Here is a 21,446-nt window from a genome sequence, read left to right as displayed (position 1 = left end):
TAAATTGTTAACAGCAAAAAGGCATAGAGGTGATGAATGGCCGTCGAAGTGGTGTATCGCAGCAGCCGCGACCCGGAGCGCTTGTTCATGGATAAAGCCGAAGCAGACCGTCACGACAAGATGCTCGAACTGGCTGAGCGCCTGGCAGAGGTGCTGCACAAGGCCGTGCCATCATTGAGCGAGCAGCAGGTAGAAGAAGCTGGTATCTACATGGCGAAGAACCGCGACGTGTTTGCCAGGGCGTTCAAGAGCCAGCCTGACGCGCTGGGTGAACTGCTCGAGAGCGATGCTGCTCAATAACGATCGCTGGTGCCTTGATTGCCTAAGGGCGCGGAAATCACGCGTACAGCAAACGTTCCGCCAGCGCCTGCGCCACACGTGCAGGTGAACGCTTTTCAGCCTGGGCATGGCCGAACACTTCGGTGAGTCGGGCAGGTATACGGGCAATATGGGCGGTGATCGCCTCCGCTCTTTCGCCCTTATGAGCCAACGCCGAGTAGATCAGGGCGCCTGCGTTGATCACGTAATCAGGCGCATAGAGAATTCCTCGCCCCTCCAACTGATCGGCAACATGCAGCGATGCCAGCTGGTTATTCGCAGCGCCTGCCACCGCCGCGCACCTCAACTGCATCACACTTTGCCCATTCAATCCCGGGCCTACGCCGCACGGGGCGAAGATGTCGCACGGTGTACTGGGTAGCGCATCGTGGGCAATCGGTTGTGCGTCGAACTGCTCCACTGCAAGTCGCACCCGGCCTGGCTCCAGGTCGCTGACCAGCAGGTCTGCACCGGATGCATGCAGATGTTCGGCCAGCGCATACCCCACGCTCCCCAGTCCCTGAACGGCAACACGCAGCCCTTCCAGGTTGTGGCTGCCCAGCCGTGCATGGGCGGTGGCGCGCAGGCCCGCGAATACCCCCATCGCCGCATGTGGGGCAGGCTCACCCAGCGCCGTCGTGCTGACAACATGGGGGGTGCCCTGCGCCAGGCAATCCATGTCCAGCGTCGAGGTGCCGCTGTCCAGGGCAATGAGCAGTCGCCCTTGCAAGCTATCGATGCAGCGGCCGAGTGCCTCGAACAGGGCGGCGCGGTCGTTCACATGCGGACTGCGCAAAATGACCGCCATGCCGCCCCCGAACGGCAGGCCCGCCATTGCCGCTTTGTAGCTCATGCCCTGGGCCAGGGTGACTGCATCGGTGATGGCACTCTCATGATCGGTGTAGGCCAGGTAGCGACAACCGCCCATGGCCGGCCCGAACCGCTCGCTGTGAATGACCACGACGGCTTCAAGGCCTGTCTGCGGATCGTTGAACACATGCAGTGACTGAGTACGGGTGCTTTGCATCAGTGCGAACATGGCCTGGCTCCCCCATGAGGTGCAGCATCCAGTATAGGCACCTGAACCGGGCAGGCCGGGCTACCGGACAACTGGACGAAACCGCTCTGGCCGGCTATTACTCAAGGGTGAGTGGAGAAGCCCATGAAGCCACGTCAAGCCTGCCTGGCCTGCCTTGAAAACAAGCCTGCCGCCCTGCTGCAAGCTGCGCTGTGGATCGCCGCCGAACATGACCCAAGCGTCGACCCTGATGCCTGCCAGGCCGTCTGCCAGAACATGCAGCACACCATCAGCATTCACCTGCCCATGGTGGCGGCCACTGAACTTGCCCAGCCGCTTTTGCGCCAGCTCAACGCGTTAGGTTTCCAACAGGATGAATACCTGCCGCTGCGTCCGCACGCTGCCTTGATGAACCATGTGCTGACAAGGCGACGCGGCCAACCGTTGGCCTTGGCCATCCTGGCACTGGAGTTTGCGCAACGTTTGTCCATTCCACTCGAAGGAGTCAGCTTCCCGGGGCACTTCCTATTGCGCGTGCCGGGTGCCGACCATTTGCTCGACCCCTGCGGCGGTCGGCGTCTTTACCCCAATGATTGCCGGGAGCTGCTGATCCGCCAGTATGGCCCTGGCACCGCGTTGAGCGCCGAGCACCTGCGCCCGGCCAGCGCGATGCAGATGCTGCAACGGCTGTCACGCAACTTGCGCCACCTGCACACCAGTAATGATGCCCCACTCGCGGCGCTGATCGATGCCGAGCGCGTCATGCAACTGGGGCCCGCCCAGGTTGGCGACTACCTGGCCCGGGCAAGCCTGTACAGGCAACTCGATTGCCCGCACGCCGAACGCTTCGACCTGGAACATGCGTTGCTGCTCACGGAAGACCCTGTGCAGCGACTCGTATTGAACGAGCGTCTGGAGCAATTGCCCTCGACAAGCCGCTCCCTTCATTGATCACCAATCGAACGCGGCTCACCGCGGTGTATCGGACTGACGCGAAGGATGAGCCTGCATGAACGCCGGATGCTGCTCCGCCAACGCCGCCACTCTGCGGATGCGCGGGTAACGCCCTAGGTCGATCCCGAATCGCTCGGCGGCATAAAGCTGCGGTATCAGGTAGACATCCGCCAGGCCAGGGGTATCGCCCAGGCAATACCCACCCTCGCCGATCACCTGCTCGACAGCCCCCAGCCCCTGGTTTATCCAATGACCGATCCATTGGTTGATCTGCACTTCATCCTGGCCCGCTTCACGCAAGCGGTTGAGCACGCTGACGTTGTGCAGGGGGTGGATGTCGCAGCCGATGATCGCCGCCACCCCGCGGGCCTGGGCGCGCTGCGCTGCACCTTCCGGTAGCAGGGCGGGCTGCGGGTAGGCCTCTTCCAGGTACTCGATGATCGCTGGGGATTGCACCAGCAGCTCGCCACCGTCTGTACGCAGGGTGGGTACCCGGCCCTGGGGATTGATACCCAGGTAACCGGCTTGCCGATGCTCGCCTTGCAGCAGATTGACGGGCAGTGCACGGAAGGTCAGCCCTTTGAGGGCCAAGGCAATCCGCACCCGGTAGGACGAGGTGGAACGGTAATAGGTATACAGCTCCATGCCTGCGCTCCTCAGTTGGCCGCGATGACCCGGCCACGGCACTCGCCGAACCCGATGCTCACCTCACCGTCGCACACACCCCGTGCCCGCAGGATGACTTCGTCGCCGTCCTCCAGAAACTTGCGCACTTCGCCATTGGGCAACTCCACCGGGTGCTTACCGCCCTCGGTGATTTCCAGCAAGCTGCCATAGGACCCTGGGGTGGCACCTGACAGGGTGCCGGAACCGAACAGGTCGCCGGGTTGCAACTGGCAACCGTTGACACTGTGGTGCGCCACCAGCTGGGCCACCGTCCAGTACATGCTGCGGGTGTTGCTCAGGGCCAGGCGGTGCGGCGTAGCCCCCTCCTCCCGCATGCGTTCGGTGAGCAGCAGCACCTCCAGTTCGATGTCGAATGCACCGGCTGCCTGATCACGCTTGTCGAGCAGGTAGGACAGCGGCTGGGGATCCCCTTGCGGCCTGGCCGGCTGAGCGCAGCGCAGGGGCGCCAGCGCCTCGGCCGTGACGACCCAGGGCGAAATCGTGGTCACGAAGCTTTTGGACAGGAACGGCCCCAGTGGCTGGTATTCCCACGCCTGGATGTCTCGCGCCGACCAGTCGTTGAGCAGGCACAGGCCCGCGATGTGCTCGGCGGCATCGCCGATGGGGATGGCCTGGCCCATGTCATTGCCCTGCCCGATCCAGATGCCCAGCTCCAGCTCGTAGTCCAGCCGCGCACACGGGCCGAAGCTCGGTTCGCTCTGCCCGGCGGGCAATGTCTGGCCCTTGGGCCGGCGAACATCCGTCCCGGAGGGGCGAATGGTCGATGCACGGCCGTGATAGCCGATGGGCACGTACTTGTAGTTGGGAAGCAAGGGGTTGTCGGGGCGGAATAACTTGCCGATGTTGCGGGCGTGCTCGATGCCCACGTAGAAGTCGGTGTAATCGCCGATCTGGGCCGGCACGTGCATCTGGCAAGTGCTGGCGGGGTAAAGCGCCCCTTCCAGCATTGCCTGGTGCTCGGACTGCTCACCGAGCAACTCGAGCAGCCGTTCACGCAGCGCCACGCGCGCTCCGCGCCCCAGTGCGAAGAACCCATTCAAGGTGCCGCCCTGCGTAGCGAGTACCGCCGCCTTGGCCTGACCTTCGAACAAACCCAAGCCCAGCACCGCCTCAAGGTCGAGGATGGCATCGCCGATGGCCACGCCACAGCGTCTGGCCTCGCTGCCACGACTGAAGATACCCAAGGGCAGGTTCTGCAGCGGGAAGTCACTGTGCCCATTGGCATGGCTCACCCAACTGCGGGCGATAGCGTGTTGGTTCATGGGTTATCTCCGGTTCGGGTTGAAGGTGCTGGGCAAGGTGGCCCAGCAGCTGTCGTAGTCGGTCTGCAACTGCGGGCAGGCCATGGCGTACTGGCTCGGGCGCAGCACCTGGCTGGTCTCGAACATGAACGCCATGGTGTTCTCGATCTTGTGCGGGGCAAGCTCGGCGGCGATGGCCCTGTCGCACGTCTCGGCATCCGGGCCATGGGCGCTCATGACGCTGTGCAGGGAGGCGCCACCGGGCACGAAGCCTTCGGCCTTGGCATCGTAGGCACCGTCGATCAGCCCCATGAACTCGTTCATCAGATTGCGGTGGAACCACGGTGGACGGAAGGTGTTCTCGGCCACCATCCAGCGCGGCGGGAAGATCACGAAGTCCATGTTGGCAAGGCCGTGCACACTGGTCGGTGAGGTGAGCACGGTGAAGATCGAGGGGTCCGGGTGGTCGAAGCTGACGGTGCCCAAAGTATTGAAGCGGCGCAGGTCGTATTTGTAAGGCACGTTGCTGCCGTGCCAGGCCACCACGTCCAGCGGCGAATGCTGGAGTTCACATGCCCAGTGCTCCCCCAGGAATTTCTGTACCAGCTGCACCGGCCCGGTGGTTTGTTCATAAGCGGCCACCGGCGTTTCGAAATCGCGAGGGTTGGCCAGGCCATTGCTGCCGATGGGCCCCAGGTCCGGCAGGCGCAGGGGCGCGCCGTGGTTTTCGGCAAGGTAGCCACGCGCCTGGGCATCGACCAGCTCGACGCGAAATTTCATGCCGCGGGGAATCACTGCAATTTCAAGCGGGCCGACCTGCATGACACCCAGCTCGGTGGCGATGCGCAGGCGACCTTGCTCAGGCACCAGCAACAGCTCGCCGTCGGCGTTGAAGAACACGCGCTCCATGGAGCGGTTGGTGCAGTAGATGTAGATGCTCACACCGCCAGGCGCATGAGCAGGGCCATTGGCCGCCATGGGCACCCAACCCTCGATGAAGTCGGTCGGCGTTTGCGGGATGGGCTGCGGGTTCCAGCGCAGGCGGTTGGGCGTGATCGTACCCAACGCCTCGCTCAGAGGCTGGCGCGCAAGGCGCTCGAAACGCGGGTGAGCGGCCGACGGCCGGATGCGGTACATCCAGGTGCGGCGCAGCTCATGACGGGCCATGGTGAACGCTGTGCCGGAGAGCAGCTCGGCATAGAGCCCATAGGGAGTTTTCTGAGGCGAGTTCTGCCCGACCGGCAATGCGCCTGGCAACGCTTCGCTGGTGAATTCGTTGCCGAAACCGCTGAGGTAGTGAAGGTCAGGTGCAGGGTCGCGATTCATCGATGCCTCCGGGCCGGGGCGGCCTGTGGGAGCAGTTGCTGCTGCCCGAGGGAACGGCGGCGCATCTGCATTGTTTTTATCGTAATCAGATTACGAATAACGTAATTTGCTCTGCGCCAGGCGTCAAGCTATAAAGGCGCGACTCGATGACTCGCGGATGATCCTACCGATGGCCAAAGCCAGCTCCCCTACCGACAACGGCAAGCAGAAGGTCCGCTCAGCCGAGGTGGGCACCGACATCCTCAAGGCATTGGCCGAACTCTCGCCTTCTACGTCACTGTCCAGGCTCGCAGAGCATGTCCAGATGCCGGCGAGCAAGGTGCATCGTTACCTGCAAGCCTTGATTGCCAGCGGGTTCGCCGAACAGAATGCGGCCACCAATCATTACGGTCTGGGGCGCGAAGCATTGCGCGTGGGCATGGCCGCGCTGGGCAGCATCGATGTACTGAAAGTCGCCGCGTTGCCGCTCTCCCAGCTGCGTGATGAATTGAACGAGAGTTGCTTCATTGCGGTGTGGGGCAACCAGGGGGCGACCGTGGTAAGCATCGAACCGGCCGTGCGCGCCGTCACCGTGGTGACGCAGATCGGCTCGGTATTGCCGCTGCTGACCTCGTCCACCGGGCTGGTGTTCGCGGCCCATTTGCCTGAGCGGGAAACCGTGGACCTGATGGCGCGCGAGCTGACCCAGCTCAAGCAGCGGCCTGATGATTATCAGCAGGTACTGGCAGGTATACGTGAACGCGGCCTGCACCACATCCACGGGCTGCTGATGCCGGGTGTGGATGCGCTGTCAGCACCGATCTTCAACGCCATGGGGCAGATCGCTGCGGTGATGACGGTGGTGGGGCCCACGTCGATGTTCCAGGCCGATGAACAAGGCCCTGCGGCGCAGCGGCTACTGGCTGCCACGCGCGAGACAAGCTGGCGCATGGGGCACTGCCCAGCGCCTTGAGTACTGCAGACTGTTGCCTGGTATGTAACGGTGAATGTCGCCGTATGCGGTTTTTCCAGCGGATTCAATTGCTTATTATCGGATCACTGGCTGCCACCGAGGGCTCTCCCCCCGCTCGCGGTGTCAGCCAGGTGTATCGACGTAGATTTTGAAGCTCCTTGATCTGACGTCTCGATTGACCGCTGCGAAAGGCAGCGGTTTTTTTTGCCTGCGATTTAGTGCTCAAGGGCCTGGTTGCCGCTTCAACGGGTCAGGACTGGGCCACCTTGAGCAAGCCGAACGCCTGGGCGGGCTCCCTGAACGCCAGGTAATGACGCAACACCTGTTGCGGCGCTTCGGTATGCGGATGATGACCAATACCCTGCAACAGCACGGCATCGGCGGTCGGTACGTGCCGACGGTAGTGTTCGACCATGTGCGCGCCATAAAGGGGATCGACTGCGCCAGCGATCAGACGCAACGGCACCGTCCCTTGCAGCGCCTGTGTCCAGCGATCACGGTGGCGCATGCGTTCAGGCACGTAACCGGCAAGCCTGTGCAGCACGCGCGTGCCGCGATTGGCAGCCAGCATGCTCCAGAAGTCGTCGAGCACGCTTTCGCTCGGGTGGGTACACGGCCCGTAGACACGGGTCAGGTGACGCACCAAGTCATCACGGCTGAACGAACGCGCCACCAACCACCCCAGGTGGCTTAGCAGCAGCTTCTGCAGCAGCAGCATGCGACAGCCTTCAGGAAACAGGCCGCTGTTGAGAAAGACGCAGCTGGCGATACTGGCACGCTGTTCATGATGCCGAGCCAGCAGTTCCTGAGCCACGTTACCGCCGTAGTCATGAGCCAGCACATCCACCGGCTGCTCGATCTGCAGGTGAGCCAGCAAGGCCTGCTGCAAGTCGGCCTGCTCCATCAGGCTATAGACGTGATCAACCGGTTTGGCCGAATCGCCGAACCCTAGCATGTCGCAGGCCACCACCCGATAGCGCTGGGCCAGAGGCCCCCACAGGTAATGCCAGTCCCAGCTCCCTGTAGGAAAACCATGTAGCAAAAGCAGGGGCGTTCCTTGCCCTGCGGTCCAGTAGCGGATGCTCTGGCCCCGGAATGTGAAACTCTGTCCCCGGGTACGCCAGACGCACAATGGAATTTCGGCCATGGGCATCGGAAGGCACCGGGTTAAGGAATATGGACGCGATAGGGCAAGGCTGCTGTCATTGCATGTCACCTCGGCACTTGCATGTGCTCTCTATGTCGAGACACAGTCTAGCCAGCGGCCGAGGCGCTTGAACTTGCGTTGCCAGCCAGCTTGATGACTGAGCGAGTCACCTGCACCAGCGGTAGGCGCAGCCTGCCTGGTTGCCGGCTGCGTTCCCGTCCTGCAAAACGTCAGGCATTCAGTGCCTGGGCCAGTTCAGCCAGCCACGGCTCGGCATCGGTTTCCGGTGTCACGCTCTCGCTGGCATCGAGCCGCAGCATGGGCACCACCTCGTGCACGCCAAGTTCGGCAAACAGTTCGCGCATCTGTTCGCCGCCGCCGCAATACGTATCGCCATAACTGGAATCGCCCAAGGCGATGACTGCACCCGGCAGGCCACGCCAGGCGGCCGGCAGGGTGTCGCGAAAGGCGCTGTAGAGGGGCATGAGGTTGTCGGGCAGCTCGCCCATGCCGGTGGTGGAGGTCACCGCTAGCACTGCCTGCGGGCCGAACGCCTGCAGGTCGGGCAAAGAGGCTCGGTTGGCGTGCCAGGCCTCCAGGCCAGCAGCCTTGAGCAGCGATTCGGCGTGACGGGCGACTTCTTCGGCGGTGCCGTACACCGATCCGGAAATAATGACGACTTTCATCAGGGAAAAGGTTTCCGATACTGAGTGAAATCGTAGGATACTAGCACCCAGCGCTGGCACAAGGCCGTGGTAATGCCCGTGGCCCTCATCCCTTCACTGCATGACCTACACATGATCACTGCGCAGTTGCTGCAATCGATGGTCGATGCCTCGGACGACGGTATCGTGGTCGCCGAACAGGAAGGCGACGACACCATCCTCATCTACGTGAACGCGGCTTTCGAGCGCCTAACCGGCTACAGCCGAGATGAAATCCTGTACCAGGACTGCCGATTCCTGCAGGGAGACGACCGCGACCAACTGGGCCGCGCGCGCATCCGCAAGGCGTTGGCAGAGGGCCGGGCCTGCCGTGAAGTGCTGCGTAACTACCGCAAGGATGGCACCGCGTTCTGGAACGAGCTTTCGATTACCCCGCTAAGGCATGCGGCTGACCAGCGCCTGTACTTCATCGGCATTCAGAAGGACGTTACCCGGCAAGTGGAAATGGAACGCGAATTGGCCGAGCTGCGCGTTCGTCAGAAAGCCGGTGACCAGACCTGAACCCCGGTTGTTTTTTGGAGTCAACTGGGTTGTAGAACCCTCCACATCGAGTTTCAAGATGCCCCCCGACACGCTTTTGACCCAGGATGAGCTGGACTATATCCAGGATGTCCAGCACTCCCCGCAGTTCGACATGGCCGAAGCCATGACGAGCCTCCTGGTCAATGGGGACAGCCGCATCCAGGGCCTGTTGACGCGCCTGGTCGCGCATGAGCAAGTCACCTTGCAGGCCCATGTCGACAACCAGCAAATCAGCATTCCGCTGCAGCTGATCGAAGACGAGTTCCATACGCTGCAATTGCAACTGGGCGCGCCCGACATTTTCGAGATAGGCCCCAGGCTGCGACCCTGGCGACTGACCCTTGATCCGCCCTGTGCGCTGCTCGACGCCCATGGTGACGACAGCGGGCTCTGGGTGTGTGACATTTCTGTCAAAGGTGTGCTTGTGCAAGTGCGCGACCTACCTGACGCCCCTGATGTCTTCACGCTCCGATTCGCCCCGGACGGGGTCTGCCCAATCGAGCTTCATGGCAAGCTCGGCCGGCGTATCGACGGATCGAAGGCCGCTTATGACCTGAGTGGCACTGCCCAGGAAGACATCGAACGCCTGCGCGATTTCATTCTCCACAAGCACCGGCTGGCTCACCCTGAGTTGCATACGCAAATGCCCGGCTGAAGCCCACACCCGACGAACGCGCCGTGTTTACCCACCCTATGACTTACGCCTGCCCGGGCGATACGCCATAATCCGCGCCCACTTCTTGCATGCCTAACTGAGTCGACCACCACCCCGGCCGACACAGCCAAGGGGCCAGCTACCCGCCAGCCTCGTCGTCAGGAGATACACGATGTCTAGATCCCCCGTCACCTTGATGGTGTCGCGGCGCGCCGCCGACGGCCGCTACGAAGACTTGCTGGCCTGGCTCCATGAGGGCGAACAGCTGGCCACCGACTTCCCCGGCTACCTGGGCTCAGGGATTCTCGCACCGCCGCGCGACGGCGATGAGTTTCAGATCATCTTCCGCTTCAGTGACGAGCCGACCCTGCATGCCTGGGAACATTCGGCTTCCCGGCGCGCCTGGCTCAAGCGGGGCAACGGGCTGTTCGAGCGCCCCAGAGAGGCACGGGTCAGTGGCATAAACGACTGGTTCGGCACTGCCTTGGTGCGTAAACCACCCCGTTGGAAGCAGGCCACGGCGATCTGGCTGGCGTTCTTTCCGGTGTCACTGGCTTTCAATATGCTGTTCGGTCACTGGTTGGCAGGCATGGACCTGTTGCCACGCGTGCTTGTGAGCACCCTGGCGCTCACCCCCCTGATGGTGTACCTGTTCATCCCCCTTTCAACGCACCTGCTGGCGGGCTGGCTGCAGGGTTCGTCAACACGTGAACACGCCTGGCGTAGCCGGTAGGCGCAGGCCTCACACGCGCTGGGCAGTTGGGGTATGCTGGGCGGCAACCCTCGACAGATACAGTTGACCGCCCCGAACATGAACAGCCCTATCCTGATAACCGGAGCCAGCCAACGCGTCGGGCTGGCCCTGGCCATGGAACTGGCCCAGGCCGGCCATACGGTGGTCAGTGCCAGCCGCAGCGTCCAGCCGCAATCGCCACACCCCAACATCATCCCGTTCACGGCAGACTTGTGCCAGGTGGCCGATCGCCAGGCATTGGTCGACTACCTCTACAGCCATTACGATGGCCTGCGCGCCGTCATCCACAACGCTTCGCTGTGGCTCGACGATGGCCTGGCCAACCTCGAGACTATGTTCCGCCTTCATGTCGAAGCGCCCTATCATCTCAACCTGGCCTTGGGCGAGCTGTTGGCCAAGGTCGACAAGGCTGACATCATCCACGTCTGCGACGAGACATCCTCGCGCGGCAGCAAAAGCCACATCGGCTATGCCGCCACCAAGGCCGCGCTGCAGAACATGGTGTTGTCGTTCGCCGAAAAGTACGCGCCCACGGTGCACGTCAACGGTATTCTGCCTGGGCTGCTGATCCTCAAGGAGGGCGGCGACGAAGCCTATCGCCAACAGACACTGAAGAAGGCACTGCTGGAATTCGAACCGGGCGCCGGGCCGCTGATCGAGACGGTCAAGTACCTGCTTGCCAGTCAGTACAGCACCGGCAGCCAAGTGGTCATCAATGGTGGCCGCCACCTGAAAAACCGCATCATTTGAGAGAAGCCCATGACCCCACAGCAACAGCTCGAACTGGAAGCCGCCGCTTTCCGCCGGCTCGTGGAACACCTGCGTTCACGCACCGACGTGCAGAACATCGACCTGATGAACCTGTCCGGGTTCTGCCGCAACTGCCTGTCCAAGTGGTACAAGGCGGCAGCCGACGAGCGCCAGCTGGACCTGAGCCTGGACGAGGCGCGCGAAGCCGTCTACGGCATGCCTTACGGCGAGTGGAAGGCCCAGTACCAGAAAGAGGCCAGCCCCCAGCAGCAGGCCGCATTCGAACAAGGAAAACCCCGTGACTGATCTGACTACCCTGCGCGCCAGCCTGGACAGTGGTGAACATGTGTTCGCTGACACCCTGGCATTCATTGCCGAACACTATGCCTATCAGCCCCGGGCCTTCAGCAACGGTGACGTCGAAAACGCAGCCGGGCAGAACGAAGGTTCATGCAAGACCTTGGGCCTGGCGTTGCTCGAGGGATTGAGTGATCGTGAAGCGCTGCTGGCTTTTGGCGAGCATTATCGAGATGTGCAGGCCACACCCGAGGGCCATGACCATGGGAATATCCGTGCGCTGATCGCGTATGGCCTGGCAGGCGTCAAGTTCGAGACACTGCCGCTGTCGCGCAAGGCTTGATGAGGGGCTGCCATCGAGTGGACTGCGCCCTGGAGGTCGGCATCGCAGCATGAATACCGGGGCTGCCTGGCAGCCCCGGTAATCTGAACTCTGAGCGCTCGATTACAGCTGGACGCAATCGAACTGCACGTCGGTCGCCACATCTGCGTCGTAGTCGACGTCAGTGCGCTCGAAGCCGAACAGGTTCAGGAACTGCTTCTTGTAACCGGCATAGTCGGTCAGCTCGAACAGGTTCTCGGTAGTCACCTGTGGCCACATGGCCTTGCAGGCGTCCTGCACGTCATCGCGCAGTTCCCAGTCGTCCAGGCGCAGACGGCCTTTCTCGTCGACCTGCGCTGGCGCGCCGTCGGTGCGATACATACGGTCACGGAACATGCGATCGAGCTGATCCTGGGTACCTTCGTGGACGCCCTTCTCCTGCATGATCTTGAACACCATCGACAGGTACAGCGGCATCACCGGGATGGCCGAGCTGGCCTGGGTCACGACCGACTTGAGCACAGCCACATTGGCGCCGCCCTTCACGTCAGCCGCCAGCTTCTGGTCCAGGCGCAGGGCAGTGTCGTCCAAGTCCTGCTTGGCCTTGCCCAGGGCGCCGTGCCAGTAGATGGGCCAGGTGATTTCGGTGCCGATGTAGCTGAAGGCGACGGTGCGGGCGCCTTCGGCCAGCACATCGGCACCGGCCAGGGCATCGATCCACAGCTGCCAGTCCTGGCCACCCATGACGGTCACGGTGTCGGCGATTTCCTGCTCGGTGGCCGGCTCGATGCTGGCCTCGATGATGGCGTCCTTGTTGGTGTCGATGGCCGTCGACTTGTACGGCTGGCCAATCGGCTTGAGCGCCGAGCGCACCAGTTCGCCTGTCTGTGGCAGCTTGCGCACCGGTGAGGCGAGCGAATAGATGACCAGGTCGACCTTGCCGCCCATGTCGTTCTTGATCAGCTCGATGACCTTGGCCCGCGCTTCGTCGGAGAAGGCGTCACCGTTGATCGACTTGCTGTACAGGCCCTCGGCCTTGGCGAACTTGTCGAACGCCGCCGCGTTGTACCAGCCGGCGGTGCCGGCTTTGGTTTCGGTGCCTGGCTTTTCGAAGAACACGCCCAGGGTGTCGGCCTTGAAACCGAAGGCGGCAGTGATGCGCGCCGCCAGGCCGTAGCCACTGGAGGCACCGATGACCAACACCTTCTTCGGACCATCCTCGCGTACGCCCCGTTTGCGGGTGGCTTCGATCTGGTCACGGACGTTGAGCTCGCAGCCCTTGGGATGAGTCGTGGTGCAGATGAAACCGCGGACCTTAGGATGAATGATGGCCAATGTCTGTACCTCGTCTGGTTTATGCACGATAACGCCACGCAGGGCGTTTTCAAAAGTGGACTGAGGGGTAAGACTCACCCCGCAGGTCAGGCGACACATCTTAAGGGTTGAGCGCAGCGATGCAAAATCGGTGGCCGACTGGCGACAGAGCGCCCTGTCCGGACGCCCTCTTCCTGCGCCTAGGCATTGATTCGGTTTTCCTATCAATAGGCAACAAAAACAAACTTAACAAATGAGCAAAATGCGCCGATGCTGGGTGCCCTCACCTTCAGACGGAGAACAACAACATGAACGAAGTGGTGATCGTCGCCGCGACCCGCACCGCCATCGGCAGCTTCCAGGGCGCCCTGGCTGGCGTCCCGGCCGTCGACCTGGGGGCAGCCGTGATCAAGCGTCTGTTGGAGCAAACCGGGCTGGATCCGGCGCAGGTCGACGAGGTGATCATGGGCCAGGTGCTGACGGCCGGCGCCGGGCAGAACCCTGCTCGTCAGGCAGCCATCAAGGCAGGCCTGCCGTTCAGCGTGCCTGCCTTGACCCTGAACAAGGTCTGCGGCTCGGGGCTCAAGGCACTGCACCTGGGCGCCCAGGCCATTCGCTGCGGCGATGCCGAGGTGGTGATCGCCGGCGGCCAGGAAAACATGAGCCTCGCCCCTTATGTCATGCCTTCTGCCCGCACCGGCCAGCGCATGGGCCATGGTCAGTTGATCGACAGCATGATCAGCGACGGCCTGTGGGACGCGTTCAACGATTACCACATGGGCATCACTGCCGAAAACCTGGTGCAAGAATACGGGCTGAGCCGCGAACAGCAGGACGCTTTTGCGGCCGAGTCGCAGCGCAAGGCGGTGGCAGCCATCGCCGCTGGCCGCTTCGAGGCTGAAATCACCCCGATCTTGCTGCCCCAGAAAAAAGGCGAGCCCAAGGTTTTCGCCCAGGACGAACAGCCACGCTCGGACACCACGGTCGAATCCCTCGCCAAACTGCGTCCTGCCTTCAAGAAGGATGGCAGCGTGACGGCAGGGAATGCCTCCAGCCTCAACGATGGGGCTGCGGCAGTGCTGCTGATGAACGCTGAAAAGGCCCAGGCATTGGGCTTGCCCGTGCTGGCCAGGATCACGGCCTATGCCAGCGCTGGAGTCGACCCTGCCGTAATGGGGATCGCCCCTGTCTCTGCGACTGAACGCTGCCTGGGCAAGGCAGGCTGGCACTTGGCCGACCTGGATCTGATCGAAGCCAACGAGGCGTTTGCGGCCCAGGCGCTGGCGGTTGGCAAGGTGCTTGCGTGGGATGCTTCGCGGGTCAACGTGAACGGTGGGGCGATTGCGCTGGGTCATCCCATCGGTGCATCCGGATGCCGCGTGCTGGTCACCTTGCTGCACGAGATGATCAAGCGCGATGCCAAGAAAGGCCTGGCCACGCTGTGTATCGGTGGTGGACAAGGCGTGGCCCTGGCGATCGAGCGCTGATCAACCGAGCCACGGGCACCCGGGGCCGCTAAGCACGCCAGTGCGCAGCGGCACCTGCCATGCACGATCAGGCGCTGGCCACCTGCAGGGCATCGAACGTGGGTGGCGTCGCCTTGATCGGGTCATTGAGCGCCTTGGCCAGCCGGGCGACATCCTCACAGGCCTGCACGGCGACGCCCAGCGGGCTGTGCAGCAGTGAACAGGCCGTACCGATCCACAGTCGCTCCCCCAGACGCTCATTGGCTTCACACAGCCAGTGCCACTTGCTGTCCAGGGCATGCTGGGCATCGTTTTCTGCATCGACCAGGCCCAGCGACAGCACCTTGTAGGCAGGCAGACGGTCCAGGGTGGTCGTCAGCTGTTCAGGGTCACTCACCAGGTCGATGTGCAAGCCGTCCACCGGCAAGTTCGCGGCCAGGCCAAGGTTGCCCTGCAAGCCACCGGCCCATGTCGCGATCAGCTTCTTCAACGGGGCACGCTGCAGAATGTTGTAAACCCGCTCGTAGGCGTTTTTCCAGTCCTGCGGCAGCGCCTGGGCAAGGATCGGCTCATCGATCTGCACCCACTGCACGCCTAGTTCGGCCAGACGATTGAGAACGTCGTCATAGTGCGGAAGCAGTTCGTCTACACATTCCAGCACCAGGCTGTGCCCGTCTTGCGCCGCGCTTTGCCACAAATAGGTCAAAGGGCCGACAAGAACAGGTTTGACGGTGTGGCCAAGCGCACTGGCCTGGGCCACTTCCTTCAGCAGCTGATCGGCAAGCTGGGTGAAAGGCTGCGTCACTGGCGTGCGAGGGTCGCGCACGGCCCCACCCTGCCAGTCCACATCGCCCACAGGCAACAGCTCGATCCCGGCGTCTTTCTGCATTTGCCAATGACGTGCGCGCAGCGCGTGGTCGTTGCCCGTGCGTGGAAAGCCCAGGTTATGCGCCAGTGCCATGTGTGTTCCCCAGTGTGCAGAAATGATGGCGGCATTTTCAGATCGATTGGCGTTTGAAACAAACTCAATAAATTTGAGATCAACCCAAGTTTTTCTCATGTTCACTCACATTGGGCGCGCCCGCGGCTCATTGCCATGTCTTGATCAGATCAGTGCCCTGCGCACCCGGGCATGACCCGCTCGCAGGGCTGGCGCACAATGCCAGCCTGCCAACACCCGGTGTCCGTCATGAGCGTGCTCAAAACCGCCCTGCAAGAGCAGCAATTCGCTTGCGTCATGGAGTTCGTCCCCAAACCGTCAGCAGAGCGTTTTGCGGCGATGGACGCAATAATGGCCCGTGGGCAAGTGTGTGGCTGGCCGATGACACTTGCCATCGGTGACCGAGTGAGCAGCCCGCTTGACATGTCTCCCCTGGACGCCTTGGCCTGTTTCGAGCACCCGGTGCCCGCCCTGCCTCACTTCTCCGGCAAGGACCGGGAGCGCCACCATTTGCTCGCCCAGATGCGGCGCATGGACGCTGCAGGCCAGCACCAGCTGCTGATGCTGACAGGGGATCGCCTGCCAGGCCATACGCCAGGCGAGCGCCCGGTGCGGTACCTGGAATCGGTCGCAGCGTTGCAGATCGCCCGCCAGGCCTATCCACACTGGTGGCTGGGCGCAGCACTCAACCCGTTCAAGTACCGAGAGGAGGAAGGTGCCGCTCAGTACCTGAAGGCTGAAAAGAAATTGGCAGCCGGTGCCGACTTTTTCATCCTGCAGCTAGGTTTCGATGCCGCCAAGCATCAGGAGGCCATGCACTGGATGCGCCGCCAACGCGCGCCTAAACCCCTGCTGGCCTGTCTCATGAGCCTTACCCAAGGCCGCGCGGGCATGCTCGATCATGTCGCAGGCGTGACCGTCACCCCGTCGATGCGGCAAATGCTGGAAGCCGAGACGGCGCAATCCAAGGCCTTTGCCCAGGCGCGCAGCATCGACCGCCTGGCCCTGCAGGTCATTGGGGTGAAGCTGATGGGCTACGCCGGCGTGCACCTGTCGGGCATTCATGAGCCCAGCCAGCTGCTTGCCTTGGAGGCACGCCTTGAGCACTGGCAGGCGCACGTGACCACGCTGGAGCAATGGGCGCCTGCTTGGCAGGCCAGCTGGCAAATGCCTGGCCTACCGGCGGTGACGTTTCATCCACCGCAGGCGGCGTGGCGCGAGGGAGAGTCACGTGTCGTGGCCTCGTTTGCGCAGAAAGCCCGCTACCACGCCATGCATGGCATGCATGGCCTGCTGTTCAGCCGTAGCAATCCGGTGAGTCAGCTGTTCGGGTGGGCGGTTCGCCAGCCGATGTGGACGACAGGCCTGGGCGCCCAGGTGCTGCACATCCTGGAGCGGGCCGTAAAGCGGCCCCTGCTTGGCTGCGACACCTGCGGTCGTTGCCGCCTTGAAGACACCTTGTACACCTGCCCCGAGACCTGCCCCAAGGGCCTGGCGAACGGGCCCTGCGGCGGTACCACGTTGAACCGGTGCGAGTTTGGCGATCGTGAGTGCATCCACAGTGCCAAGTACCGCACGGCCAAGGCGGTGCGGCAAACCGACGTGCTGGCCCAGCGCCTGATCCCTTGCGTGGAGCAGCACACCCGCCATCGAAGCTCCTGGCCGGGTTGGTTCGGCGCCCAGGCTCAGCCCGTCACTCGGCCGTCAGCGCCTCGAAGCCGGCCCGAATCGTAGCTTCGGGAAGGTCGTCGGCAATGAACACCATGACGCTCTCGCGCGGTTCGGCCTCTGCCCATTCAGCGTCCCAGTCGAACCCGTAGAGCTTGAGCACGCCCTGGAACACCAGCTTGCGGTCCTCGCCCGCGATATTGAGCACGCCCTTGTAACGCAACAACTGCGTGCCATGGGTTTCCAACAGGCCATTCATGAAGTCGCTGAGGCGGTCGATATCCAGCGCCTTGTCGGTGCGCAACACCAAGGTGGCGATACGGTCCGGGGTGGCGGGTTTGAGCACTGGACGCAGGGTGGGTTTGAGGTTGACGCCCAGGTCTGGGTTGAGGTTGAAGCCGCGTACATCGAGCAGTGCACCCAGGTCGATGCAGCCTTGTTCGACCACATGCAGGGCTGCCCGCCCATTGATGCGGGCCAGGCGCTCGCGCAGGGCTTGCACGGTGGCCGGCTCCACCAGGTCGGTCTTGCTCAGCAGCAGGCGATCGGCAAAGCCCACCTGGGCCTGGGCGATGGTCTGGGTCAGATGGACGTCGGCATGGGCGGCGTCGACCAGGGTGATGATGCCGTCCAGGATGTACCGCTCGCGCAGCTCTTCGTCGATGAAGAACGTTTGTGCCACTGGCGCAGGGTCGGCCAACCCTGTGCACTCGATCACCAGCCGATCAAAGGCGATTTCGCCAGCGTCGAGCCGCTCCAGCAGCAGGAACAGAGCACGGGTAAGGTCGCCATGAATGCTGCAGCACACACAGCCGTTGGCCAGGGTCATGACCTGCACCGGCTCGTCGCCGAGCAACTGGCTGTCGATGCCTGCTTCGCTGAACTCGTTTTCGATCACGGCCAGCCTCAGGCCATGCTCGGCCTTGAGCATGTGCTTGAGCAGCGTGGTCTTGCCGGCACCGAGAAAGCCGGTCAGTACGGTTACGGGAATCGGGGTCTGCACGCAGAACATCTCCTGTTCGGAAAAAACACAGGCCCCACCGCGACAGGCCTGCGTTGACCGCCAGTGGCTGCCCCCAAGGGGAGCAGGCTGGTCGATGAACGCAGGCTGCCGACAGTGAGGCCGGTACAGCTCAACGCTTGTGGCTTAACAGCATTTGGGCCCGGACTTGCCACCATAACGCGCTTCCTGGCGCTCTCGGAAGAACGCTTCGTACGTCATGACCGGTTTGTCCGGATGCGTTTTGTTCATGTGTTCGACGTAATTGTCGTAATCAGGCATGCCCACCATAAGGCGTGCAGCCTGCCCCAGGTATTTGCCCAGCCGACCCAGGTCATTGAACATCGCAGCAGTCCTCTCAAGCGTCAGGCAGTGCCTGGAACGGGGTTTCCTTGTCGGTCCGCTCTTTGCGACCCCAGGCGGCGTAACCCACCTTGATCGCGAAGAACAGAATGCTGAACACCACCAGCAGGAACAGGATGGTCAGCCCGGCGTTGGTATAAGCGTTGTAGATCACGTGCTGCATCTGCCCGATGTCCTTGGCCGGTGCCAGTACCTGCCCAGCGTCCAGCGCGGTGCTGTATTTCTTGGCCAAGGCCAGGAAACCCACGGCTGGGTTGGGATCGAACAGCTTGATCAGGCCGGCCGCCGTGGTGCAGATCAGCAACCAGGTGGCTGGCAGCAGGGTGACCCAGATGTAGCGCTGGCGCTTCATCTTGATCAGCACCACGGTGCCCAGCATCAATGCGATACCGGCCAGCATCTGGTTGGAAATGCCGAACAGCGGCCACAGGGTGTTGATACCCCCGAGTGGGTCGATCACGCCTTGATAGAGCAAGTAGCCCCACATGGCCACGCAACCGGCAGTAGCCAGCAGGTTCGCGCCCCACGACTCGGTGCGCTTGAGCGCCGGCACGAAACTGCCCAGCAAATCCTGCAACATGAAGCGCCCGGCACGAGTACCGGCGTCCACGGCGGTGAGGATGAACAAGGCCTCGAACAAAATGGCGAAGTGGTACCAGAACGCCATGGTGTTCTCGCCTGGCAACACTTGGTGAAGAATCTGCGCGATACCCACGGCCAATGTCGGCGCACCGCCGGCGCGGGCCAGAATGGTGTGCTCGCCAATGTCACGGGCAACCGCCTCAAGCTGCTCAGGCGTAATCAAGAAGCCCCAGCTGCTGACCGTCTGCGCCACCGAAACCGTGTCTGCACCTACCACGGCAGCCGGGCTGTTCATGGCGAAATACACGCCCGGCTCGATCACCGAAGCCGCGACCATGGCCATGATCGCCACGAACGATTCCATCAGCATGCCACCGTAGCCGATGTAGCGGGCGTTGGTTTCGTTATCCAGCAGCTTGGGCGTGGTGCCCGACGAGATCAGGGCATGGAACCCCGATACCGCGCCACAAGCGATGGTGATGAACAGGAACGGGAACAGCGTGCCCTTCCAGACCGGGCCGGTGCCATCGGTGAACTGGGTCAACGCTGGCATCTTGAGCTCAGGGGCGATGATCAGGATGCCGATGGCAAGGCCCACGATGGTGCCGATCTTGAGGAAGGTCGACAGGTAGTCACGCGGGGCCAACACCAGCCAGACCGGCAGCACGGCGGCGACGAAGCCGTAGCCCACCAGCATCCAGGTGATCTGTACACCGGTAAAGGTGAAAGCTGGGCCCCAGACCGGATCCGCAGCAATCTGGCCGCCCAGCCAGATGGAAGCAAGCAGCAGCACTACGCCGATGATGGAAATCTCACCGATGCGGCCGGGGCGGATATAGCGCATGTAGACGCCCATGAACATGGCGATCGGGATGGTCGCCATCACCGTGAACATGCCCCAGGGGCTCTCGGCCAAGGCCTTGACCACGATCAGCGCCAGCACCGCGAGGATGATGATCATGATCAGGAAACAGCCGAACAGGGCGATGGTGCCCGGTATGCGGCCCATCTCTTCACGCACCATGTCGCCCAGTGAACGGCCGTTGCGGCGGGTGGACAGGAACAGGACCATGAAGTCCTGGACGGCACCTGCCAGTACCACACCGGCAATCAGCCACAGGGTGCCGGGCAGGTAGCCCATCTGCGCCGCCAGTACTGGCCCGACCAAGGGACCTGCGCCGGCGATGGCCGCGAAGTGGTGGCCGAAGAGGATGTGCTTGTTGGTTGGAACATAGTCCAGACCGTCATTGTTGAGCACCGCAGGGGTGGCGCGGCGCGGATCGAGTTGCATCACCTTGGTGGCGATGAACAGGCTGTAATAGCGGTAGGCGACCAGGTAAATGGCCACTGCCGCGACCACGATCCACAAGGCATTGATCGCTTCGCCACGGCGCAGGGCGACGACACCCAGCGCGCAGGCTCCCAGGACTGCCAGCACCAGCCACGGGAGGTGGCGTAGCAGGCTGTTGTTATTGTTCATAGTTGGCTTCCAGCTGAGAGGTTGGAATGGTCAGCACACTGAGTCTAGGGCCTGCTGGTCGCCTTTACCATCTCCAATTGCATGCCGATCTACAGCGCAACTTCACGTGGTAGAGCGGTACTGCACTACCGACTACCTGGTAGTTCTGCCAGTTGTCGAGCCAGGGCCGATTGACCGACCTTGGTACTTCCAACTCTAGCGAGGAAGTCGCCATGAACTCACTTCATCTCATCATCGCAGCCAGCCTTGCGGCGGGCAGTGTGCACGTCAATGCCGCACCTGTGGAGCCGATGCATGGCGCAGTGGAGATGCCTGTTTCCAGGCAGTACTACTGTTATCAACAGGGTGACTACAACTGGCCAGTCGACGGTTCAAACATCAAAAGCCCTGGGTGCAAGGCTGCTTACCAGCATGTGTATGAAAAGTTCGGCAACAATGCGCAACAGGCTGTTTACCAGTTCAATCAATGGCATGAGGTGTCGAAGAACGTCGTTGATTTCCGCAATAAGGAGGCTGTCAAAAAAGCCATTCCAGATGGTCAGCTGTGCTCGGCAGGCAACAGCCTGGCGGAGACGAAAGCGAAGTCCACGCAGGTCAATGACAAGAGCGGCCTGGACGTCCCTGCCGATTGGCACGTCCAGGACTGGAAAAAAGATGACGACAACAAAGCCCACATGCGCTACAAAATCATGGCGCCGCACAACCCCAGCTACTGGGAAATCTATGTGTCCAAGCCGGACTACAACCCCACCCAGCAGCCTTTGAAATGGGATGACTTGGAGCTGGTACAGGAAATCGGAGATGTCCAGCCTGTCAATGGCTACTACGAGTTCGACGTCGATCTCAAGGAGCACACTGGCCGACGCGTGGTCTACACCCGCTGGCAACGGGATGACGCTGCAGGTGAGGGTTTCTACAACTGCAGCGACGTGAATATCGTCAAGTAACGTAGGGACGAATGCGGG

The 21,446-nt window shown here is 62.3% G+C and carries 23 protein-coding genes; 12 read left to right on the top strand and 11 right to left on the bottom strand.

The features are described from left to right. Window positions 1–36: 36 nt before the first annotated feature. On the top strand, window positions 37–300 hold the full coding sequence (locus tag NMB38_RS03835; RefSeq protein ID WP_027914414.1) for a YebG family protein: 264 nt from the start codon (window positions 37–39) through the stop codon (window positions 298–300). A 37-nt stretch (window positions 301–337) separates the two neighbouring features. On the opposite strand, the gene NMB38_RS03830 is transcribed toward NMB38_RS03835, so the two are convergent. Continuing rightward, complete coding sequence (locus tag NMB38_RS03830; protein ID WP_490805837.1) at window positions 338–1,357, bottom strand: Glu/Leu/Phe/Val dehydrogenase family protein; 1,020 nt, start codon at window positions 1,355–1,357, stop codon at window positions 338–340. Window positions 1,358–1,480: 123 nt separating this feature from the next. On the opposite strand from NMB38_RS03830, the gene NMB38_RS03825 reads away from it, so the two are divergent. After that, the gene (locus NMB38_RS03825; protein ID WP_028687628.1) at window positions 1,481–2,287 is read left to right on the top strand and encodes a SirB1 family protein; all 807 of its coding nucleotides are present in this window, start codon (window positions 1,481–1,483) and stop codon (window positions 2,285–2,287) included. Window positions 2,288–2,305: 18 nt separating this feature from the next. Here NMB38_RS03825 and maiA read toward each other — a convergent pair whose 3' ends face one another. Genes maiA through hmgA form a run of 3 tightly spaced genes read right to left on the bottom strand, consistent with a single transcriptional unit; the run spans window position 2,306 to window position 5,544 of the window. Next, entirely contained in the window at window positions 2,306–2,935 is a 630-nt protein-coding gene (gene maiA / locus NMB38_RS03820) for a maleylacetoacetate isomerase (protein WP_236165859.1), read from the bottom strand. Window positions 2,936–2,946: 11 nt separating this feature from the next. Continuing rightward, window positions 2,947–4,239 (bottom strand): fumarylacetoacetase, encoded by a 1,293-nt coding sequence (gene fahA, locus NMB38_RS03815; RefSeq protein WP_028687626.1) that lies wholly within the window; start codon window positions 4,237–4,239, stop codon window positions 2,947–2,949. A 3-nt stretch (window positions 4,240–4,242) separates the two neighbouring features. Then, window positions 4,243–5,544 carry a homogentisate 1,2-dioxygenase gene (hmgA, locus tag NMB38_RS03810; RefSeq protein WP_027914408.1) on the bottom strand — a complete coding sequence of 434 codons (1,302 nt, stop codon included), beginning with the start codon at window positions 5,542–5,544 and terminating at the stop codon, window positions 4,243–4,245. A gap of 169 nt (window positions 5,545–5,713) precedes the next feature. Between hmgA and NMB38_RS03805 the strand changes: the two genes are divergently transcribed. Next, a complete protein-coding gene (locus NMB38_RS03805; RefSeq protein ID WP_027914407.1) occupies window positions 5,714–6,496 on the top strand; it encodes an IclR family transcriptional regulator in 783 nt (260 codons plus the stop codon). Window positions 6,497–6,746: 250 nt separating this feature from the next. On the opposite strand, the gene NMB38_RS03800 is transcribed toward NMB38_RS03805, so the two are convergent. Both NMB38_RS03800 and NMB38_RS03795 read right to left on the bottom strand, forming a co-directional pair. Next, window positions 6,747–7,649, bottom strand: coding sequence for an alpha/beta fold hydrolase (locus NMB38_RS03800; protein WP_111475208.1), 903 nt, complete (start codon window positions 7,647–7,649; stop codon window positions 6,747–6,749). Between the two features lie 224 nt (window positions 7,650–7,873). Then, window positions 7,874–8,329, bottom strand: coding sequence for a flavodoxin (locus tag NMB38_RS03795; RefSeq protein WP_027914405.1), 456 nt, complete (start codon window positions 8,327–8,329; stop codon window positions 7,874–7,876). Window positions 8,330–8,440: 111 nt separating this feature from the next. Here NMB38_RS03795 and NMB38_RS03790 point away from each other — a divergent pair, with 111 nt between their 5' ends. The 6 genes from NMB38_RS03790 (at window position 8,441) to NMB38_RS03765 (ending at window position 11,689) form a co-directional block, all read left to right on the top strand. Further along, on the top strand, window positions 8,441–8,869 hold the full coding sequence (locus NMB38_RS03790; RefSeq protein WP_027914404.1) for a PAS domain S-box protein: 429 nt from the start codon (window positions 8,441–8,443) through the stop codon (window positions 8,867–8,869). 58 nt (window positions 8,870–8,927) lie between these two features. Continuing rightward, window positions 8,928–9,545 (top strand): hypothetical protein, encoded by a 618-nt coding sequence (locus NMB38_RS03785; RefSeq protein ID WP_023534363.1) that lies wholly within the window; start codon window positions 8,928–8,930, stop codon window positions 9,543–9,545. Window positions 9,546–9,717: 172 nt separating this feature from the next. Then, on the top strand, window positions 9,718–10,278 hold the full coding sequence (locus NMB38_RS03780; protein ID WP_028687622.1) for an antibiotic biosynthesis monooxygenase: 561 nt from the start codon (window positions 9,718–9,720) through the stop codon (window positions 10,276–10,278). Between the two features lie 33 nt (window positions 10,279–10,311). Then, on the top strand, window positions 10,312–11,049 hold the full coding sequence (folM, locus tag NMB38_RS03775; RefSeq protein WP_027914402.1) for a dihydromonapterin reductase: 738 nt from the start codon (window positions 10,312–10,314) through the stop codon (window positions 11,047–11,049). A 9-nt stretch (window positions 11,050–11,058) separates the two neighbouring features. Further along, the gene (locus NMB38_RS03770; protein ID WP_027914401.1) at window positions 11,059–11,355 is read left to right on the top strand and encodes a DUF1244 domain-containing protein; all 297 of its coding nucleotides are present in this window, start codon (window positions 11,059–11,061) and stop codon (window positions 11,353–11,355) included. Beyond that, window positions 11,348–11,689: a HopJ type III effector protein gene (locus NMB38_RS03765; RefSeq protein ID WP_027914400.1), complete on the top strand. Its 342-nt coding sequence runs from the start codon at window positions 11,348–11,350 to the stop codon at window positions 11,687–11,689. Before NMB38_RS03770 ends, NMB38_RS03765 begins: the two co-directional genes overlap by 8 nt. Window positions 11,690–11,791: 102 nt before the next feature. Here the strand turns inward: NMB38_RS03765 and fabV are convergent, their stop codons facing one another. After that, a complete protein-coding gene (gene fabV / locus NMB38_RS03760) occupies window positions 11,792–13,003 on the bottom strand; it encodes an enoyl-ACP reductase FabV (protein WP_027914399.1) in 1,212 nt (403 codons plus the stop codon). 287 nt (window positions 13,004–13,290) lie between these two features. On the opposite strand from fabV, the gene NMB38_RS03755 reads away from it, so the two are divergent. Then, the gene (locus NMB38_RS03755) at window positions 13,291–14,469 is read left to right on the top strand and encodes an acetyl-CoA C-acetyltransferase (RefSeq protein WP_104925847.1); all 1,179 of its coding nucleotides are present in this window, start codon (window positions 13,291–13,293) and stop codon (window positions 14,467–14,469) included. A 67-nt stretch (window positions 14,470–14,536) separates the two neighbouring features. Here the strand turns inward: NMB38_RS03755 and NMB38_RS03750 are convergent, their stop codons facing one another. Beyond that, window positions 14,537–15,409: a 5-methyltetrahydropteroyltriglutamate--homocysteine methyltransferase gene (locus NMB38_RS03750; protein ID WP_042139756.1), complete on the bottom strand. Its 873-nt coding sequence runs from the start codon at window positions 15,407–15,409 to the stop codon at window positions 14,537–14,539. Window positions 15,410–15,637: 228 nt separating this feature from the next. Between NMB38_RS03750 and NMB38_RS03745 the strand changes: the two genes are divergently transcribed. Further along, the gene (locus NMB38_RS03745; protein ID WP_490805835.1) at window positions 15,638–17,122 is read left to right on the top strand and encodes a methylenetetrahydrofolate reductase C-terminal domain-containing protein; all 1,485 of its coding nucleotides are present in this window, start codon (window positions 15,638–15,640) and stop codon (window positions 17,120–17,122) included. Here NMB38_RS03745 and yjiA read toward each other — a convergent pair. The 3 genes from yjiA to NMB38_RS03730 all read right to left on the bottom strand — a co-directional run bounded on the left by yjiA (window position 17,082) and on the right by NMB38_RS03730 (window position 20,481). Continuing rightward, a complete protein-coding gene (yjiA, locus tag NMB38_RS03740; RefSeq protein ID WP_088522937.1) occupies window positions 17,082–18,059 on the bottom strand; it encodes a GTPase in 978 nt (325 codons plus the stop codon). The two genes, NMB38_RS03745 and yjiA, sit on opposite strands and share 41 nt — an antisense overlap. A 144-nt stretch (window positions 18,060–18,203) precedes the next feature. Then, window positions 18,204–18,401, bottom strand: coding sequence for a YbdD/YjiX family protein (locus tag NMB38_RS03735; protein ID WP_023534469.1), 198 nt, complete (start codon window positions 18,399–18,401; stop codon window positions 18,204–18,206). Window positions 18,402–18,414: 13 nt separating this feature from the next. Continuing rightward, entirely contained in the window at window positions 18,415–20,481 is a 2,067-nt protein-coding gene (locus NMB38_RS03730; protein WP_023534399.1) for a carbon starvation CstA family protein, read from the bottom strand. Window positions 20,482–20,693: 212 nt separating this feature from the next. Between NMB38_RS03730 and NMB38_RS03725 the strand changes: the two genes are divergently transcribed. Then, window positions 20,694–21,428 carry a lytic polysaccharide monooxygenase auxiliary activity family 9 protein gene (locus NMB38_RS03725; protein WP_059183332.1) on the top strand — a complete coding sequence of 245 codons (735 nt, stop codon included), beginning with the start codon at window positions 20,694–20,696 and terminating at the stop codon, window positions 21,426–21,428. Window positions 21,429–21,446 lie beyond the last annotated feature (18 nt).

The organism is Pseudomonas sp. FBCC-B35, assembly GCF_059133755.1.
Note: the sequence above shows the minus strand (reverse complement) of the source record. Positions and strands in the feature narration are given on the sequence as shown.

Bases quoted from the DNA above. Each gene is read 5' to 3' on its own strand.
- NMB38_RS03825 (WP_028687628.1), top strand. From the start codon at position 1,481: ATGAAGCCACGTCAAGCCTGCCTGGCCTGCCTTGAAAACAAGCCTGCC.
- NMB38_RS03735 (WP_023534469.1), bottom strand. From the start codon at position 18,401: ATGTTCAATGACCTGGGTCGGCTGGGCAAATACCTGGGGCAGGCTGCA.
- NMB38_RS03835 (WP_027914414.1), top strand. From the start codon at position 37: ATGGCCGTCGAAGTGGTGTATCGCAGCAGCCGCGACCCGGAGCGCTTG.
- NMB38_RS03750 (WP_042139756.1), bottom strand. From the start codon at position 15,409: ATGGCACTGGCGCATAACCTGGGCTTTCCACGCACGGGCAACGACCAC.
- hmgA (WP_027914408.1), bottom strand. From the start codon at position 5,544: ATGAATCGCGACCCTGCACCTGACCTTCACTACCTCAGCGGTTTCGGC.
- fahA (WP_028687626.1), bottom strand. From the start codon at position 4,239: ATGAACCAACACGCTATCGCCCGCAGTTGGGTGAGCCATGCCAATGGG.
- NMB38_RS03800 (WP_111475208.1), bottom strand. From the start codon at position 7,649: ATGCCCATGGCCGAAATTCCATTGTGCGTCTGGCGTACCCGGGGACAG.
- maiA (WP_236165859.1), bottom strand. From the start codon at position 2,935: ATGGAGCTGTATACCTATTACCGTTCCACCTCGTCCTACCGGGTGCGG.
- NMB38_RS03780 (WP_028687622.1), top strand. From the start codon at position 9,718: ATGTCTAGATCCCCCGTCACCTTGATGGTGTCGCGGCGCGCCGCCGAC.
- NMB38_RS03795 (WP_027914405.1), bottom strand. From the start codon at position 8,329: ATGAAAGTCGTCATTATTTCCGGATCGGTGTACGGCACCGCCGAAGAA.
- NMB38_RS03755 (WP_104925847.1), top strand. From the start codon at position 13,291: ATGAACGAAGTGGTGATCGTCGCCGCGACCCGCACCGCCATCGGCAGC.
- NMB38_RS03730 (WP_023534399.1), bottom strand. From the start codon at position 20,481: ATGAACAATAACAACAGCCTGCTACGCCACCTCCCGTGGCTGGTGCTG.
- NMB38_RS03830 (WP_490805837.1), bottom strand. From the start codon at position 1,357: ATGTTCGCACTGATGCAAAGCACCCGTACTCAGTCACTGCATGTGTTC.
- NMB38_RS03725 (WP_059183332.1), top strand. From the start codon at position 20,694: ATGAACTCACTTCATCTCATCATCGCAGCCAGCCTTGCGGCGGGCAGT.
- NMB38_RS03790 (WP_027914404.1), top strand. From the start codon at position 8,441: ATGATCACTGCGCAGTTGCTGCAATCGATGGTCGATGCCTCGGACGAC.
- NMB38_RS03785 (WP_023534363.1), top strand. From the start codon at position 8,928: ATGCCCCCCGACACGCTTTTGACCCAGGATGAGCTGGACTATATCCAG.
- NMB38_RS03770 (WP_027914401.1), top strand. From the start codon at position 11,059: ATGACCCCACAGCAACAGCTCGAACTGGAAGCCGCCGCTTTCCGCCGG.
- NMB38_RS03745 (WP_490805835.1), top strand. From the start codon at position 15,638: ATGAGCGTGCTCAAAACCGCCCTGCAAGAGCAGCAATTCGCTTGCGTC.
- folM (WP_027914402.1), top strand. From the start codon at position 10,312: ATGCTGGGCGGCAACCCTCGACAGATACAGTTGACCGCCCCGAACATG.
- NMB38_RS03805 (WP_027914407.1), top strand. From the start codon at position 5,714: ATGGCCAAAGCCAGCTCCCCTACCGACAACGGCAAGCAGAAGGTCCGC.